The organism is Dactylosporangium sp. NPDC050588 (genome assembly GCF_040654975.1).
Lineage (GTDB): Bacteria > Actinomycetota > Actinomycetes > Mycobacteriales > Micromonosporaceae > Dactylosporangium > Dactylosporangium maewongense.
Window position 1 is genome coordinate 1 of the sequence record NZ_JBFAJA010000101.1, and the last position, 15,579, is coordinate 15,579.

Genomic DNA, 15,579 nt, shown 5'->3' on the forward strand with positions numbered 1-15,579 from the left:
GCCCCTGCCCCGGCGGCGGCGTCGTGTCCAACTGCAGCGGCATCGCCCAGAACAACTGGCAGTTCACCCAGATCACCGCCACGTTCACCGGGTAAGCACACCGCTTCAAGTGAGAGGGCTGGTCCTACAGGGCCAGCCCTCTTCTGTCGGCTTTCCAGGTCATGTCGCTCCACCAGCGTCCGACTTCGGGCGGGGCAGCGAATCGCGGCCGGCACTCCTAGTCTGGCTCCGTGAAGAAGACGGCCGATGATGTTCTTCCCGGCCGACGAACAGGCCGTCGGCCGCATCGACCTCGGCCCCTTCACCCTGGCGCTCAACCGTGCCGACACCATCACCTCCTGGGACGTCGAAGCCTATTCGACGCGGCCGACCCCGTCGCTCGGCCCGAGCCTCTCACCATGGCCGTCCCCTTCTCTGCTGCGCGCCTGAAACTCCACGGGTGATCGCGCAACCGGGCACCCAGACCTGCCCTTCAACGGTCGGACAACAGCTGGGGCAATCCACAGCCGATCGTGCAGCACGTACTGCGGCTCACCGGCGCGCTGCACGTGCTACGGATCGAGCCTGTCGAGGGCGACGCCGGCCAACGGCCGAACACCGGCGGGCAGCCGATACCCTGCTGAGCCGCCTGCCGGTGCCGCCCCCACTGATCAGACCCGGTCGTACAGCAGGCAGAGCGCGCCGCTCGAGGACGGCGTCGAGCCAGCGGGAGAACTCGCGGTCCTTGGGGTCGGCCTCCGGGTTGCCGGCCACCGCCGGCCAGAAGCCGCCGAACCCCTCGTAGTTGACGCGGCCCAGCAGCGCCGTCGTGGCCGGTCCGGTCACGCGCAGCATGTGGGAGCGGGACTCGTCGGTGACGGCGTGCGGCACGATCCAGCCCATGTCGTACGGGCCGCCGCGGCCGGCGATCCGGCCGTCCAGCGAGAGCGTGATGTTGCCGACGACGGTGCGCGAAGTGGTGGTCACGATGCCTCCATCCGGGGCGCCGGCCGATCCGGCGCTGCGCCCAGACTGCCGGTCGCGGCGCCGCGCGCGGCAGAACGGAATGTGGGCAGTCGACGATGACAATTCTCATCGCCGGTAGTGGAGTTTCGTTCCTACCGACGCGCCCGTGCGCACGGCACGCTCGTGCCCGTGACAGCCGTGCTGACCGGCCCGCGCCTGCGGCCGACCGGGTTCCGTGGGCCCCTGAGCAATCGAGTGGGGGACCTGTCGTGGCCGTTCTGTCGCCCTCCGGCGCGATTCCGCGGTACGTCACCTTCTCGCCCATCGTGGCGACGATCGTCCTCGTCGTCGTGCAGTGGGCGTTCACGCTGACCACCCCCGTCGACCTGCTGGTGCCCGTGCTGCTGCTCGCCGGCTTCCTGCCGCTGCACCTGCACCACCTCTGGGCGGCGGCCCACGCCCGGCGGCCGCGGGCGGGCGGATGGACCCTCGCCGCGATGGCGCTCATCCACGCCACCGGCCTCGCCGTGGCCGGCGCCGAGTGGCAGCTCACCGGGGCGCAGCTGCTGGCGTCGGTCCTCATCGTGCTGCGGCCGCCGTGGTCCGCCCTCGCCGCCGCCGCGATCGTGGTCACGGTGGTGTCGTTGCACGTCGCGTTCGTGCCGGACGGCACGCCGGGCTGGTTCTCGGTGGCCCTCATCGACCGCGCGGGCGCGGCGCTCGTGCCCGCGTGGCTCGCCGGGGCGCTGCACCAGCTGCAGGCGGCGCGCGAGGAGGTCGCCGCGCAGGCGGTGCTGGCCGAACGGCTCCGCATCGACGACGAGCTGGCCGGCACCGTCGGCGCGCAGCTGCGGTCCATCGCGGCCGGCGCGGCCGTGCTGCGCGACGCGGCGCCCGGCGCGGCGGAGCCCGACCTCCGCGTCGCCGCGGCCCGGGGCGTACAGCCGGCCGGCTGGCCGGTCACGCTGGCCGCCCAGGCACTCGTTGCCGAGGTGCCCCGGCTCTGGTTGCACGAGGCCTGGAGCGCCCCGATGATGACCGTCGGGGCCGCCGCGATGTCGCTGCTGCCCGGCCGGCGCAGCCGGGCCGCGGGGTTCGTGGTGCCCTACACGATCTGCCTCGCCAATCAGGTCGTGCTCGTCAGGAACCTGCCCACCGGCGACAAGATCTTCGGCCTCGGCTACATGGCGGCCACCGCGGCGGTGTTCATCCTCGCCATGTACGGCACGGTGCAGCTGGTCCGGCTGCTGCGCGAGCTGCACGAGACCCGGACGGAGCTGGCCCAGTCGGCCGTGGAGCGGGAGCGGGTCCGTGTCTCGCGTGACCTGCACGACCTGCTCGGGCAGAGCCTGTCGGCGATCTCGTTGAAGGGCGATCTGGCCGTACGCCTGCTGCCCCTCGACGCGGCCGCCGCGCACGCCGAGATCGCCGGCATCGCGCAGGCGGCCCGCTCGGCGCCGCACGACATGTACGCGATCACCCGCCACGAGCATGCGGTGACGCTGGGCGACGAGGTCACGGCGGCGGCCGCGCTGCTCGCGGCGGCCGGCGTCGACACGGAGGTCGTCGGGGCCGCGACCCCGCACCCGGTGCTGGCGTGGGCCGTGCGCGAGGGCACCACCAACCTGCCGCGGCACAGCGACGCGTCCCGCTGAAGGCCCACGTGCACGGCTTCATCGTCAAGGACGCGCCCGCGGAGGCGCTGGCCGCCGGGGTGCGGCGGGTGCACGCGGGCGAACGGGTGATCGACCCCGATCTGATCGCGGCCGCGCTGGAGACCGACACGTCGCCGCTCACCCCGCGGGAGGCGGACGTGCTGCGGGAGTCGGAGAGCGGCCTGCCGACCGACCAGATCGCCCGGCGCCTCTCGCTGTCCGGTGCCACCGTGCGCAACTACCTGTCGAACGCCATCAGCAAGGTGGGCGCCCACAACCGCATCGACGCCGCCCGCATCGCCCGCAACGCCGGCTGGCTCTGAGCGCCTCTGGCGGGCTTCGGAGCGCCGTCGTGACCCACCGCGGGCCGCCGACCGGCTGGCCCGCGGACCGTCTGGCGCCCTTCCCGTTCGTTCACGACGGGGTCGCCGGCGCGATCAGTCAGGCCAGGGCCGCCGGTGACGGCACCGCCGGCGTCTCGCCCGGACGACGTGCCGGCGCGGCTGTGAGTTGTCTGTGATCTGCCGGCAGCGGGTTTGTCGCCGGTCCGGCGGTGGTATCGGCAGCCTTGGTCCAAATGAGGAGGGGCCATGAAACTCCATCGAATCGGACTCGCACTCAGCACTGCTGTGCTCGCCGGAGTGGGCGCGGTGGGCGTGCCGGCAGTGGCGGGGGCCCAGCCCAGCCCGTCGGCTCCGGCCTGCGGTCCGGAGACCATGGCGCCGGGCATGGGCTCGACGGCCTGCGCGCACGGCTACCGGCACGGGGGCATGCTCAGGAACGTCGAGCACGGCGAGGGTGTCATCCAGACCAAGCAGGGACAGGTGAACGTGGCCATGCAGAACGGCACGCTCACCGCCGTCTCGGCGTCGTCGGTCACCGTCAAGTCGGCCGACGGATGGACCAGGACGTGGACCATGGGCGACAACCTGCGGGTCGTCGAGCATCGGCACACCCTGCAGCCCGGCGCCCTGACCACGGGCACGAAGATCACCATCGCCGGCACGACCAGCGGCACCGGCACCAGCGAGACCTACACCGCCCGGATCATCCGGCTGCACGAGCACACCGGCATGCGGCCGTCGCCGGGCGCGACACCATCGCCGACCGGCATGTAGCGCCGGCGTGAGGCCACCTTCCCGGGTGGCCCGGGCGAAGTAGGTGGAGGCCGATGGACGATCGGGCCTTCGCCGGCATCCTGTCCCGCCGGCAGGAACTGGCGGAGTTGGGCGTGTTCCTGCTGCTGCTCGTGCCGCCGCTGGTGCTGTCGTACTTCGCGGCCGGGCAGACCGCCGTGCCGTTCACTCTGCTGGCCAGTGCGACGATCGCGCGCGACGCGGGTCTCGTCGCGTTGGTCCTGCTGCTGCTCGCCCGTGCCCGGCAACCGGTCGCGGTCATCGGCTGGACCGGCCGCACCGCCTGGCGGGAGGTCGCCTGGGGGGTCGCCCTGACGGTGCCGGTCCTGGTCGGGGCGCAGGTGCTGGACGCCGTCCTGCGGGGCGCGGGCCTGTCCGGGCCGCGGCCGTCCAGCGCGAGCCTGCAGCCCGCACCCGGGGTCGGACAGCTGCTCCTCGCCGTGGCGCTGGTCGCGGTGGTCGCCGTCGCCGAGGAGACGGTCTTCCGCGGGTATCTGATCCTGCGGATCGCCGGTGTCCTCCGCAGCCGTGCGTGGGCGGTGCTGCTGTCCTCGGTGCTCTTCTCCGTCGGGCACGGGTATGAAGGCAGCGCGGGAGTCCTGACCGTGGGTGCGACCGGTCTCGCCTTCGCCGCCGTCTACGTCTGGCGGCACAGTCTGGTGGCGCCGATGGTGATGCACTTCCTGCTGGACTTCCTCGCGATCGTGGTGGCACCCCTGCTGCTCCGCTGAGGCGGCGCGACGATGAGCCGGTGAACGCTTCGTATGCTGGGATGGTGGGGTGTCACCCGGATCTCGCGGTGGAAACCCGGGGCCTGACCCGGCGGTTCGGGGAGCTGCTCGCGGTCGATCATCTGGATCTGTCGGTCCCGCAGGGCATGGTGTTCGGCCTGCTGGGACGCAACGGCGCCGGCAAGACCACGACGATCAAGATGTTGACCACGCTGCTGGCCCCGACCGAGGGCACGGCCAGGATCGCCGGCTTCGACATCGGCACGCAGCCGGCGCGGGTTCGCCGCCTGGTGGGCTACGTGCCGCAGCTGCTCTCCGCGGACGGTGCCCTGACCGCGTTGGAGAACCTGCTGGTCTTCGCCCGCCTGTACCACATCCCCCGGGCGCAGCGGCGGACGCGCATCGATGCGGCGCTGGTGTCGGTGGGGTTGCAGGACGCGGCGCACAAGCTGGTCCGCGACTTCTCCGGCGGGATGATCCGCAGGCTCGAGATCGTCCAGTCGATGCTGCACCGTCCAGCGGTGCTGTTCCTGGACGAACCCACGATCGGGCTCGACCCGGTCGCCCGTCACGGCATCTGGGAGCAATTGCGCAACCTGATCGCGCAGGAAGGCACGACCCTGTTCCTCACCACACACGACATGGAGGAGGCAGACGAACTGTGCGGCCAGGTGGCGATCATGCACCGCGGCACGGTGGTCGTCCACGGGACCCCTGAGGAACTGAAGGCCCGGCTGGGCCCGAACGCGAACCTGGATGACGTCTTCGTCGCGTACAGCGCGGCGACCGAGGAGACGGAGGAAGGAGCGCTCCGCGATGTCCAACGGACCCGGCGCACCGCACGGCGCCTCGGCTGAACGCCAGTTCTCGTACCCGGTACAGGCGGCGCTGCGGCGCCTGGCCGTGCCGCTGCTGTTCGCTCAGGACACCGCCACGATCGTCGACGTCGAGATCCGCAAGCTGCGCCACGACCCGGTCGAGCTGCTGACCCGAGCGGTCCAGCCGGTGCTGTGGCTGCTCGTGTTCGGCAAGGTGATCGCCCACGCCCGGGCGATCCCGACCGGGGACCTGCCGTACCTCGACTTCCTGGCACCGGGGATCCTGGCCCAGAGCACCCTGTTCGTCGCGATCTTCTACGGCATCGCCGTGATCTGGGAACGCGACCTCGGGGTGCTGAACAAGTTCCTGGTCAGCCCCGCCTCCCGGGCATCACTCGTGCTCGGCAAGGCGCTCTCGGCCGGGGTACGCGCCCTCGCCCAGGCCGCCATCGTCTACCTGATCGCGGCCGCGCTGGGCGTGAACCTGGCGTTCGCCCCGGCGCCGCTGGCCGGCGTCGTCGTCGCGCTGGTCCTGGGCGCGGCCGTGTTCGCCACCTTCTCGCTGATCATCGCCTGCCTGGTCAAGACCCGCGAACGGTTCATGGGCATCGGGCAGATCCTCACCATGCCGCTGTTCTTCGCCTCCAACGCCATCTACCCCATCGCCATCATGCCCACCGCGCTGCAGTGGCTGGCCAAGGCCAACCCGCTCACGTACCAGACGGACATCCTGCGCACCCTCATGCTGCAAGGCGGCACCAGCGCCTTCGGGCTGCCGCTGGACTTCGCCGTGCTGACCGGGACGCTCCTGGTCCTCGTCGCGGTGGCGGCACACCTCTACCCCCGGGTCGTGCTCTGACAATGCCGGCTCCTCGCCGCGGTCCTTCCCGAGGTGCCGGTCTGTAAGGTGTGGCGAATGGGGTGGGAGGCGCTCGGGCAGTGGGGTGATGACGTCGCCCGCATCGAGCGGCTCGCCGGCGGCGTCGCCAACGATGTGTGGAGCGTGCGGGTCGACGGACAGCTCGCGGTCGGCCGGCTCGGCCGCCGCAGCGACGCCGACCTCGCGTGGGAGACCGGGCTGCTCCAGCACCTCGACCGTGAAGGTCTGACCGTGCCGGTGCCGATCCCGACCACGGACGGCCGGTTGTTCGCCGATGGTCTGGTCGTGATGACCTACCTGGAGGGCGGACCGCCCGAGACGCAGGCCGACTGGCGTCGCGTGGCCGAAGCGCTCCGTGAGCTGCACCGGTTGACGCGGGGCTGGCCGCAGCGTCCCGGTTGGCGGTCGTCGACCGACCTCCTGCACGCCGAGACCGGGACGAAGGTCGACCTCGGCGCGATGCCCCCGGAGGGCGTGGCCCGGTGCCGGGCGGCGTGGGCGCGGCTCGCCGGACGTCAGACCTGCGTCGTGCACGGCGACCCCAACCCCCGCAACGTCCGCATGACCGCGGATCAGGTCGCGCTGATCGACTGGGACGAGGCGCACGTCGACGTGCCCGACCTCGACCTCGCGCTGCCCGACAACGCCGCCGGCCTCGACGACGATGCGTACGACATCGCCACCCAAGCGTCGGCCGCATGGGAGGCCGCCGTCTGCTGGGACGACGACTACTCGGTCAAGCGGCTCGCCGAAGTCCGAGCGGTCTGACGACGCGACGATCAGGCCTCGACCGTGGCGGGCAACCTGACACCACACCCCGGCAGCGGCAACCCGGCCCCGGTCACGGGGACCTGAGCAGCTCCTGCAGTTGCGGGAGCCGGCCGAACAGGTCGGGAAGGCCGCGCACGCCGTCGCGGGCGGACTCGTGCGACAGCGCGAGCTCGGGGCCGGTGCCCGCCTCGACACCGGCGAGGCAGCGCAGGATGTTCCACCTGATGTGCCCCAGCCAGCCGCCGATCATGAACACGAACCAGCTCGGACCCCACGGCGGCAGCACTCCGCCTCCTGCGACGTAGCCGTCGAGGACCGAGCGGAAGACGGCGGGCTGGATGTCGTCGAAGCCGGGTCCCTTCGCGATGCTCAGCGCGGTGGAGCCGAGCTCGCTGGACAGGTCGAGCATCCCCGAGAGCTCCCAGTCGAGCACCACCGGCCGGCCCTCGTGCGAGAGCAGGTTCCACGGTTGGATGTCCCGGTGGGTCAACACGACGGGGCCCGGTCGCTCGCAGGTGTCGACGAAATGGGCGATCGCGAGGAACGTCTCGACCTGGGAGGCGAGTTCGCCGGCCCAGGGCTGCCGGGTCGCCGTCGCCCGCTCGGCGAGCTCGGGCCAGTCCCGTGCCGTCGGCTCCTCGGTCGAGACACCGGTCCACGCGACGTCGAGCGCGTGGATGCGGGCGAGGGTCTCACCGACCTCGAACGCGTACGCCGCCGGCACTGGCGCTTCGGGCACCTTCTCGCCCTCCGCCCACCGGTGGACGAGCGTGTCGTGACTCGCCGAGACCGGCTCCGGCATCGGGACGCCGGCGGCGAAGGCCGCCCGCTCGAACCTGAACACGTCCTCGACGCGGTATGCCGTGCGGCGGTCGACGAGGTTCAGCTCCTTCACCGCGAACGACCCCTGGTCGGTGTCGAGCCGGTACATCCGGTTGGCGTACCCGCCGTGGACACGGATCATCGGACCGATCGGCGCGCCGAGATGTGAAAGATCCACCCCAAGCACTCCAGGACTGGCAATTCGTCGATGCACCCGCTTTACCGACGGGGCATCAGTGGGAGGTGACCGTGCGGCGCACCCCGGGGGGCGTGGGCTGCGCCGCATGGCCACGTGCTGATTCGCCGAGGGGGGTTGGCGAACCGGTGCAAGCACAATCGAGCTGACTGTACAGCGGCCCTGGATGGTTGACCAGACGGTCGCGCCACCTGGGCGAGCGACCGGCGCCGCACGCCGGGTGGACGGGGGTGATTCAGGGGGTGACCCGCGGCGCCAGGACCGCCACTGGGGCGAACGTCCGGTGCGTGCCCGCCCTACCATCGAATGGTTGCCTCCGCTCGACGGGTTCCGTCCGATCCGTTACACGGGACCGTTGGAGAAGGGGACCGATGATGCAGGCACGCTTGGCGGCGTGGCTGGTACGGCTGGGTCCGCCGCCCCTCGCCGCAGGGATCGCGGTCGGCGTCGGGTTCATCGTCGTGGAGACGCTGCTGGTCTACCCGCTCCGGCACCTCGCCGCCGTGGAGGCCGTGGCCATCGTCTACCTGCCCGGTGTGCTCGTCGTCTCCACCGTGTGGGGCTTGTGGCTGGGTGTGGCGACGTCGATTGTCAGCACACTCGCGTTCGACTTCTTCTACACCCCGCCGTTCTGGCGCTTCGAGACGGAGGACTGGCGGGACTGGCTCGGGCTCTCCGTGTACCTCATGGTGGCCGGGGTCGCCAGCTCGGTGGCGCAGCTGGCCCGCTCGGGGGCGATCGAGACCATCCAGCGGCGCCGGGAGAGCGACGCGGTCGCCGAGCTGACCCGGCTCATCCTCGGCGCCGACGACGTGCGAGCGGTCCTGTCGGAGGCCGCCGCCCGGATCGCGGAGGCCATGCGCCTGCCGTACGCCGCGATCGAGCTCGACGCCGTCCCACCGCACGACGGCCGGGTACAGCTGCCGCTGCAACCGGGCGCGCTCGTCGTGTCCGCGGATCTGCCGGACCGGGTCATGGGGCGCCTGCGCGACGGTGTGGTGCCCGGGCTGGCGACGGTGTTACGGGCCGGCAGGTCGCTGCAGGCGAGCCGGGCGGCGCTGCAGGCACTGCTCACGCAACAGGCGGCGCTGCGGCGGGTGGCGGAGCTCGTGGCCCACGGCGTCGCTCCCGCCAAGCTGGTCGCCGCGGTCGCCGCCGAGGCGGCTGAACTGTTCAACGCGGACGCCGTCCGGGTGCTGCGCCGGGAAGGCACCAGCGAGGTGAGCGTCGTCGCCGAGTGGAGCAGAAGGCCGGGAGTCCAGCTGCTGCTGGGCCAGCGGCTCGACGCCGCCGGCGGCGTCGCGGACCTGGTGCTGCGCGACGCCCGTCCGGCTCGCCTGGATTCCTACCAGGACACCAGCGGCCTGGTCGTCGACATCGCCCGCGCCGAGGGCTTCCGCGCCTCCGTCGGTGCGCCGATCATCGTCGACGGCCAGGTGTGGGGTGTCCTCGTCGGCCACTGGGGCCAGGGCCCACCGCCGTGCGGCACCGAGCACGAGCTCGCCCAGTTCACCGATCTCGTCGCGACCGCGATCGCCAACACCGAGAGCCGCACGGAGCTCACCGCGTCACGGGTCCGGCTCGTCTTCGCCGCGGACGAGGCCCGCCGCGGCATCGAACGCCAGCTCCACGACCACGTGCAGCAGCGGCTCATCTCGCTCGGGCTCGAGTTGCGCATCTCCGAGGCACTGATCCCAGAGGAGCTCGGCGAGCTGCGGTCCCGGCTGTCCGACACCACCGCGGGGCTGAACGGCGCCTTCGAGGCCCTCCAGCAGATCGTCCGCGGCATCCACCCGTCGCTGCTCTCCCAGGGCGGGCTCGTCCCCGCGGTCAAGGCGCTCGCTCGCCGCTGCCCCGTCCCGGTGACGGTCCGCGGCGGGCCGCACCGTCGCCTGCCCGACTTCGTCGAGGTCGCCGCCTACCACGTGGTCTCCGAGGCGCTCGCCGACTCGGCCGAGCACGCCGGCACCTCGGCGATCGAGGTCGAGCTCGACATCACCGAGGATTCGGCGACGGACGCGACCGTGCAGGGCGAGGTCCTCAGCGTGACCATCCGCGACGACGGTGCCGGCAGCCCCGACCCGGGTCCGGGCCTGGCCGACGTGCGCGACCGCGTCGAGGCACTCGGCGGCACGCTGACGCTGACCAGCCCCGCCAGCCGCGGCACGACCGTCAACGCGCGGCTGCCGATGGGCGGCCACGACCGTCAGGATTCGGAGGCCGACTGGTCGTTCGGTGGCACCTGAAGCGACCGGCACCCCGGCACGACCGGCGCGTCACCGATCGGGGTCGCCGTCCGCGCCCGTGAGGGGAATTTCGACGCTGAGACGGGTGCCGGCGCCGCGCGGGCTGTACAGCGTGATGCGGCCGCCGAGCGCCTCGGCGCGGTCTTTGAGGCCGAGCAGGCCGGTGCCGTGGGTGAAGTCGGCGCCGCCGATGCCGTTGTCCTGGACGCTGACACGCAGGGCGGGGTCGGTGGTGACGGTGATGGCGATGCTCGAGGCATGGGCGTGTTTCGCCGCGTTGGTGAGTGATTCGGCGACGATGTAGTAGGCGCTGACCTCGATGGGTTCCGGGAGCCGTCCCACCGTCTGGAGGTTGAGCTCGACGGGGATCGGTGAACGGCGGGCGAGTGACCGCAGCGCCGGACGGAGCCCACCGGCGGTGAGGATCGACGGATGGATGCCGTGCGCGGTCTCGCGGAGCTCGTCGGCGGCGGTCGTGGCCGTGGCGACGGCTTGTTCGAGTTGCTGGGCGACCGTGTCGAGGTCGGGTGGGAGCGTCGCCTGGGTCGCGCGCAGCTGCAGGGCGAGCGCGACGAGGCGTTGCTGGGCGCCGTCGTGCAGGTCGCGTTCGATGCGCCGGCGCGTCTGGTCGGCGGTGGCGACGATGCGGGCGCGGGACGTGGTGAGCTCGGTGCGGCTCTCGGCGTTGGCGATCGCGGTGGCCACGAGCTCGGTGAAGTCTGCCAGGCGGCGTTCGGTGTCCTGGGGCAGCCGGTGGCTCTGGGAACCGACGCCGATGGCGCCCCAGAGCGCGCCCTCGACCGCGATCGGGCTGGCGACCGCGCAGCGGCACGGGATGGGAAGGTCCGCCCAGTTGGGCCGGCCCGCGTCACGGCGGGCCGCCTGGCCGGTGGCCTGCACCGATGCCAGCACCGAGTCGGCTTCGAGCTTGGCACGTGAAGCTGATGGCGGGTCTTCGTGCGGGAAGCCGCCCATGGCGGTCGCCTCGCCGTCCGGCTCGAACCGGACGATCGCCGTGCTGTCGGCGCCGAAGAGGGCCGCGACCTCCTCGGCCACCGCGGTGAAGACGGGGCCGGGGCCGACGCCGTGGGCGACGAGGGTGGCGACGCGTCGCAGGGCGGCCTGCTCGTTGGCGATGCGGCGGTGCTCGGCGTAGAGGTGGGCGTTGTCGAGGGACACGGCGAGTTGACCGGCGATGAGCTCGACGGCGTCGAGCCGTTCGGTGGTGAACGCGCCGCGGATGAGGCGGTTCTCCAGCAGGAGCACGGCGCGCAGCGTGCCGCGGCCGACGATCGGCACGGCGAGCAGGGAGCAGCAGGTGACGTCGGTGAAGTAGGGGTCGCGGGAGAAGCGGTCGTCGCGGGTGGCGTCGTCGACGACGAGCGGGGCAGGTATCCGTTGGGCGTATCGCAGGACGGACAGTGGTGCGAGCTGTTCGTGGCCCGTCCCGGTGACGGGGGTGACGCGGCCGGGCGCGGGCAGGAGCCACTCGCCTTGGTCGTCACTGCTCATGAGGAGACTGACGCCGGTGGCGCCGGCGATCGCGCTGAGGACCTTGACCAGGCGGGTGTGGAGTCCGTCGATACTGGTCTCGGAGCTGAGTGCCTGGGAAGCGGAGAGGATACCGAGCAGGTCGATCGTTCCGGTCGTGACAGTGGCGCGGCGGCGGGACAGGTCGGCCGCCGGACCGACGCTCGGGTCGGGTTGGAACCGCAGCTTCGGGTAGGCCCAGTCCAGTTGCGTGACCTTCGCGGTGGCGCCCCAGTCGAGGTAGTCCTTGCGGGCCTCGACGAGCAGGCCGTAGCCGGCGCGTTCGACGCCGTGGTCGAGGAGAAACCGGGCCGCGCGTTCGGAGATCAGGGCACGGTGCCATGGGCGCTCCTGCTCGATGACGTGGCGCAGCGCGGCGTCGAAGGCGAGGACGGCGGCGCGGAAGTCACCGACGGCCCAGGCCCGCTCGGCCTCGAGCAGCCGCAGCAGGTGCTGGAAGTTGACCGGCACGTCCCTGGCGCGGGCGGCCATCCAGCGCGCCTCCTCGTCCAGCTCCCGCAGCGGGCCGTCCCGCTCTCCCTCGGCGGCGCGGACCTGCTCGGCGAGCGCCAGCCCGTGCAGCAGGTGGACCAGGGCCGCGATGTAGACACCGGGGGACGCCGGCAGCAGCGGTGTCGCCGCCGTGGCGTGCCGGGTCAGGGCGGCCGGATCACCGAAGACGGCGGCGGCGAGCGCGCGGGTCGCATGCGCGTGGAGCTCGGCCAGCGGGTTGTCGGCGTACCTGTCCGCCGGGAGTGCCCAGCCGGCCCTGCTGGACCGGTCGCCGCGCAGCACGCCGGCGAACCACCGGTAGCTGTCGAGCGTCTCGCGGATGTGCGCGCCGCCGGTCTGCTGCGCGAAGGCCAGCCCGGCGTCCACCTCGGCCAGGCAGGTGTCCAGCGGCGCGCAGTCCAGCAGGGCCCCGCTGATCACGAAGTACGTGTGCAGGGCGTTGGCCAGCTCGCCCCCGGCGATCAACCCCTTCCGGGCCCGCCGGGCCTCCTCGACGGTGCGTTCGACCGGCTCGGACCAGCAGCCCACCAGGGAGGACAGGAAACGCACCTGGGAGGTCTCGGGCTCGTAGCCGCGCGCCTCACCCAGTGCCAGGACCCGCCGCATCACCCGCCACCCGGCGGCGTAGTCGCTGAAGGTCGCCATGGCGGTGAAGGCGGTGTGGCTGGCCGGGCCGAGCAGCGGACGGGCGGGGCCATGCTCGATCCAGATCCGCAGCGACTCCAGGCTCAACCAGTCAAACGTGGCCTGGTCGGCGGCGAAGTAGACCGCCCCCAGGATCGCGCTGATCACCCGGGCCACGGCGAGCAGCGTCGGGTCGGTGAGGTCCGGGCGGGCCAGTTCGTCGGCGTCTTCGGTGTGCTCCAGCCACCGGTACAGCAGGGTGATCTGGCGGTCGACCTCCTCGGCGAGCCGATCCGCGGCCGGGACGGCGAGGCCGAGCTCACGCAGCGACTCCAGGCCGAGCGCGACCGCCTCCTGATTGCGGTTACGGTGCATCAGGCTGCGCGCCTGCACCACCGTCGCGTCCACCCGGCCCAGGGCGGTGGGACACAGCCCTTCGATCGTGCGGTACTCCTCGTCCGCCTCCTCCAGGCGGCCCACGCTGTACAGGGCGCGGTGGCGTGCGGTGCTGACCTCGACGAGCGTGGTGACGTCGCCGGGATCGACGAGCGGCACCGCGGCCGCCAGCAGCGCGTTGACCAGGACGTAGTCGCCGATCAGGGCCGCCTGGCCGGCGGCTCGCCGCAGCAGGCCCACCACCCGCCGGCGCTCCGCGGCATCCTCGACGGCGTCGATCACCGGCAGGTACTGCTCGGCCGCCGCCGCGAACAACTCCGGCACGCACGCCAGCCGCCGCGCCAGGTCCAGCTGCAACCCGGCCCGACGCCCGGGCGCCAGCCCGCGCAGGACCCCGTCGCGGATCCGGTCGTGACGAAACCGCACGCCCTGATGCGCACCGGGCTCCACCACCAGAAGACCCTCGGCGAGCGCCGGCGCCAGCCGCCGTTCCAGCACGCCCGCCGGTACGCCGGTGGCGGCCTGCAACAGGCTCAGGTCGCCCCGCCCGCCGAGGCACGCCATCGCCTCCACCACCCGCCGCGTCCGCCCGGGGACCGCCGCGACACCCGCCGGCGGCGACCCGGCAACCTCCGAGCGGACCAGCCGGGCCCGCACGGCCGCCGGATCCCACCGCCACCCGGCAGCGGTCGCGGTCAGCGCACCGTCGCGCCGCAGCGAGTTGAGCAGCTCCACCGTCTCGTACGGATTGCCGGACACGAACGGGTCGATCAGCCGCACCAGCCTGGCCGCCTCGGCCCGCGGCACGTGGAGCATGTCCGCGACGATGGCGACCGTGCCGGGGACAGGCAGGTCGACCAGCCGCAGGTGCCGCACCCCCGCCTGGTCCCGCCACCGCGCCAGCGGCGCCGCCAGCGGATGGGCCGCGTCCACCTCGCCGTCGCGATAGGCGGCGACCAGCAACAGGCCCTCGACCGGCTCCTCGCTCAGCATGAGGTCGACCATGCCCAGCGGCGTGCGCCCCGCCCACTGCAGGTCGTCGGCGAACACCACCATCGGCCGCTTCCGCGAGGCGACCGCCCGCAACGCCTCCACCGACGTGCGCTGCACCCGGGCCTGCGCGGTCAGCGGATCGCCCGGATCGGGCGGCACCCCCAGCAGCGCCGCGAACTCCGGCACCACCGCGGCCAGCTGGCCGGCGTTCGACCCCACCGCACGCAGGATCCGCTCGCGGACCTCGGCCAGCTCCTCCTCCGGCTCGGCCAGCAACAGCTGACCCAGTCCGCGAAACGCCTGATGCAAGGCGTCGAACTCCAGGTCGCGCCGGTACTGGTCGAACTTGCCCGTCACGAACCAGCCGTCGCCGCCGGTCACCACCGGGCGCAGCGCATCGACGAGCGCCGTCTTGCCGACCCCCGGCGCACCGCTGACCAGCACCCCCCGGCACCGGCCGGCCAGCGCCTCCTCGAACGCCACCGTCAGCGTCGCCACCTCCGCGTCGCGTCCCACCAGCCGCGACGGTGGCATCAGCCGCAGCGGCACGTCATGCTCGCCGACCCGCAGCCCCGCCGCAGCCGGGCCGGCGTCGCGCAGCCGCTCCAGGTCGTACACCAGGCCGTCGGCCGTCTGATACCGGTTGCCCGGCTCCTTCTCCAGCAGGTGCATGACGATCTCGGACAACGGCGCCGGCAGCGCCGGGTTCACCTGAGCCGGCGGCACCGGCACCCGCGCGAGATGATCGTGTGTCAGGCGCAGCGGGTCGCCGGAGCCGAACGGCGGCTCACCCGTCGCCAGCTCGTACAGCGTGGCACCCAACGCATACAGGTCGGCCCGCTGGTCCACCGGCCAGCCCGTGCGTCCGGTCTGCTCCGGCGCCAGGTACGCCAGCGTCCCCACGATCTCGCTGTGGTGGGTGAACTCCGGGCGGATCTGCGCCAGCGACGACGCCAGGGCGAAGTCGACCAGGCACGGCGCACCGTCCCGGCAGACCAGGATGTTCGCCGGCGTGATGTCGCGGTGCAGCACACCCCGGCGGTGCATCCCCGCCACCGCGCGGGCCAGCCCCGTCGCCAGCGGGATCAGCTCCGCGACCGCCAGGGGCTTCGCCGGCGCACCCAGACTCGTGCCGCCGACGTCGGCCAGGCTGACCGCGCCCGGGCACCGCGGCACCTCGGCCAGCTGCGCGACGCCCCAGACACCGCGCAGGCGCTCGAGGATCGCCACCTCGTGCTGCACCCGCCGCGCCGCATCCGGCCCCAGCGGCTCCTTGCGGATGACGACGCGCCCATCGACCGACACCCGGCTGACCCGCGTGCG

Annotated in this window: 12 protein-coding genes; 9 read left to right on the forward strand and 3 right to left on the reverse strand. The window is 72.8% G+C overall.

The window, feature by feature from the left end:
• Positions 1-246: 246 nt before the first annotated feature.
• The gene (locus tag AB0I21_RS48165) at positions 247-429 is read left to right on the forward strand and encodes a hypothetical protein (RefSeq protein ID WP_360571316.1); all 183 of its coding nucleotides are present in this window, start codon (positions 247-249) and stop codon (positions 427-429) included.
• 102 nt (positions 430-531) lie between these two features.
• Here the strand turns inward: AB0I21_RS48165 and AB0I21_RS48170 are convergent, their stop codons facing one another.
• Positions 532-966 (reverse strand): hypothetical protein, encoded by a 435-nt coding sequence (locus AB0I21_RS48170; protein ID WP_360571318.1) that lies wholly within the window; start codon positions 964-966, stop codon positions 532-534.
• 248 nt (positions 967-1,214) lie between these two features.
• Here AB0I21_RS48170 and AB0I21_RS48175 point away from each other — a divergent pair, with 248 nt between their 5' ends.
• From AB0I21_RS48175 to AB0I21_RS48205, 7 genes are all read left to right on the forward strand, one after another.
• Positions 1,215-2,600: a histidine kinase gene (locus AB0I21_RS48175; RefSeq protein WP_360571320.1), complete on the forward strand. Its 1,386-nt coding sequence runs from the start codon at positions 1,215-1,217 to the stop codon at positions 2,598-2,600.
• 8 nt (positions 2,601-2,608) lie between these two features.
• Positions 2,609-2,923, forward strand: coding sequence for a response regulator transcription factor (locus AB0I21_RS48180; RefSeq protein ID WP_360571322.1), 315 nt, complete (start codon positions 2,609-2,611; stop codon positions 2,921-2,923).
• A 267-nt stretch (positions 2,924-3,190) separates the two neighbouring features.
• Entirely contained in the window at positions 3,191-3,718 is a 528-nt protein-coding gene (locus AB0I21_RS48185) for a hypothetical protein (protein ID WP_360571324.1), read from the forward strand.
• Between the two features lie 53 nt (positions 3,719-3,771).
• Positions 3,772-4,467 carry a CPBP family intramembrane glutamic endopeptidase gene (locus AB0I21_RS48190; RefSeq protein WP_360571326.1) on the forward strand — a complete coding sequence of 232 codons (696 nt, stop codon included), beginning with the start codon at positions 3,772-3,774 and terminating at the stop codon, positions 4,465-4,467.
• Between the two features lie 68 nt (positions 4,468-4,535).
• On the forward strand, positions 4,536-5,324 hold the full coding sequence (locus AB0I21_RS48195; protein ID WP_360571328.1) for an ATP-binding cassette domain-containing protein: 789 nt from the start codon (positions 4,536-4,538) through the stop codon (positions 5,322-5,324).
• The gene (locus tag AB0I21_RS48200) at positions 5,284-6,144 is read left to right on the forward strand and encodes an ABC transporter permease (protein WP_360571330.1); all 861 of its coding nucleotides are present in this window, start codon (positions 5,284-5,286) and stop codon (positions 6,142-6,144) included. The genes AB0I21_RS48195 and AB0I21_RS48200 overlap by 41 nt, the downstream gene beginning before the upstream one ends.
• A gap of 57 nt (positions 6,145-6,201) precedes the next feature.
• Entirely contained in the window at positions 6,202-6,933 is a 732-nt protein-coding gene (locus AB0I21_RS48205) for a phosphotransferase (RefSeq protein WP_360571332.1), read from the forward strand.
• 73 nt (positions 6,934-7,006) lie between these two features.
• Here AB0I21_RS48205 and AB0I21_RS48210 read toward each other — a convergent pair whose 3' ends face one another.
• Entirely contained in the window at positions 7,007-7,900 is an 894-nt protein-coding gene (locus AB0I21_RS48210; RefSeq protein ID WP_360571334.1) for an aminoglycoside phosphotransferase family protein, read from the reverse strand.
• A gap of 425 nt (positions 7,901-8,325) precedes the next feature.
• On the opposite strand from AB0I21_RS48210, the gene AB0I21_RS48215 reads away from it, so the two are divergent.
• Complete coding sequence (locus AB0I21_RS48215; protein WP_360571336.1) at positions 8,326-10,200, forward strand: DUF4118 domain-containing protein; 1,875 nt, start codon at positions 8,326-8,328, stop codon at positions 10,198-10,200.
• A 30-nt stretch (positions 10,201-10,230) separates the two neighbouring features.
• On the opposite strand, the gene AB0I21_RS48220 is transcribed toward AB0I21_RS48215, so the two are convergent.
• Positions 10,231-15,561 (reverse strand): AAA family ATPase, encoded by a 5,331-nt coding sequence (locus AB0I21_RS48220; protein ID WP_360571338.1) that lies wholly within the window; start codon positions 15,559-15,561, stop codon positions 10,231-10,233.
• Positions 15,562-15,579 lie beyond the last annotated feature (18 nt).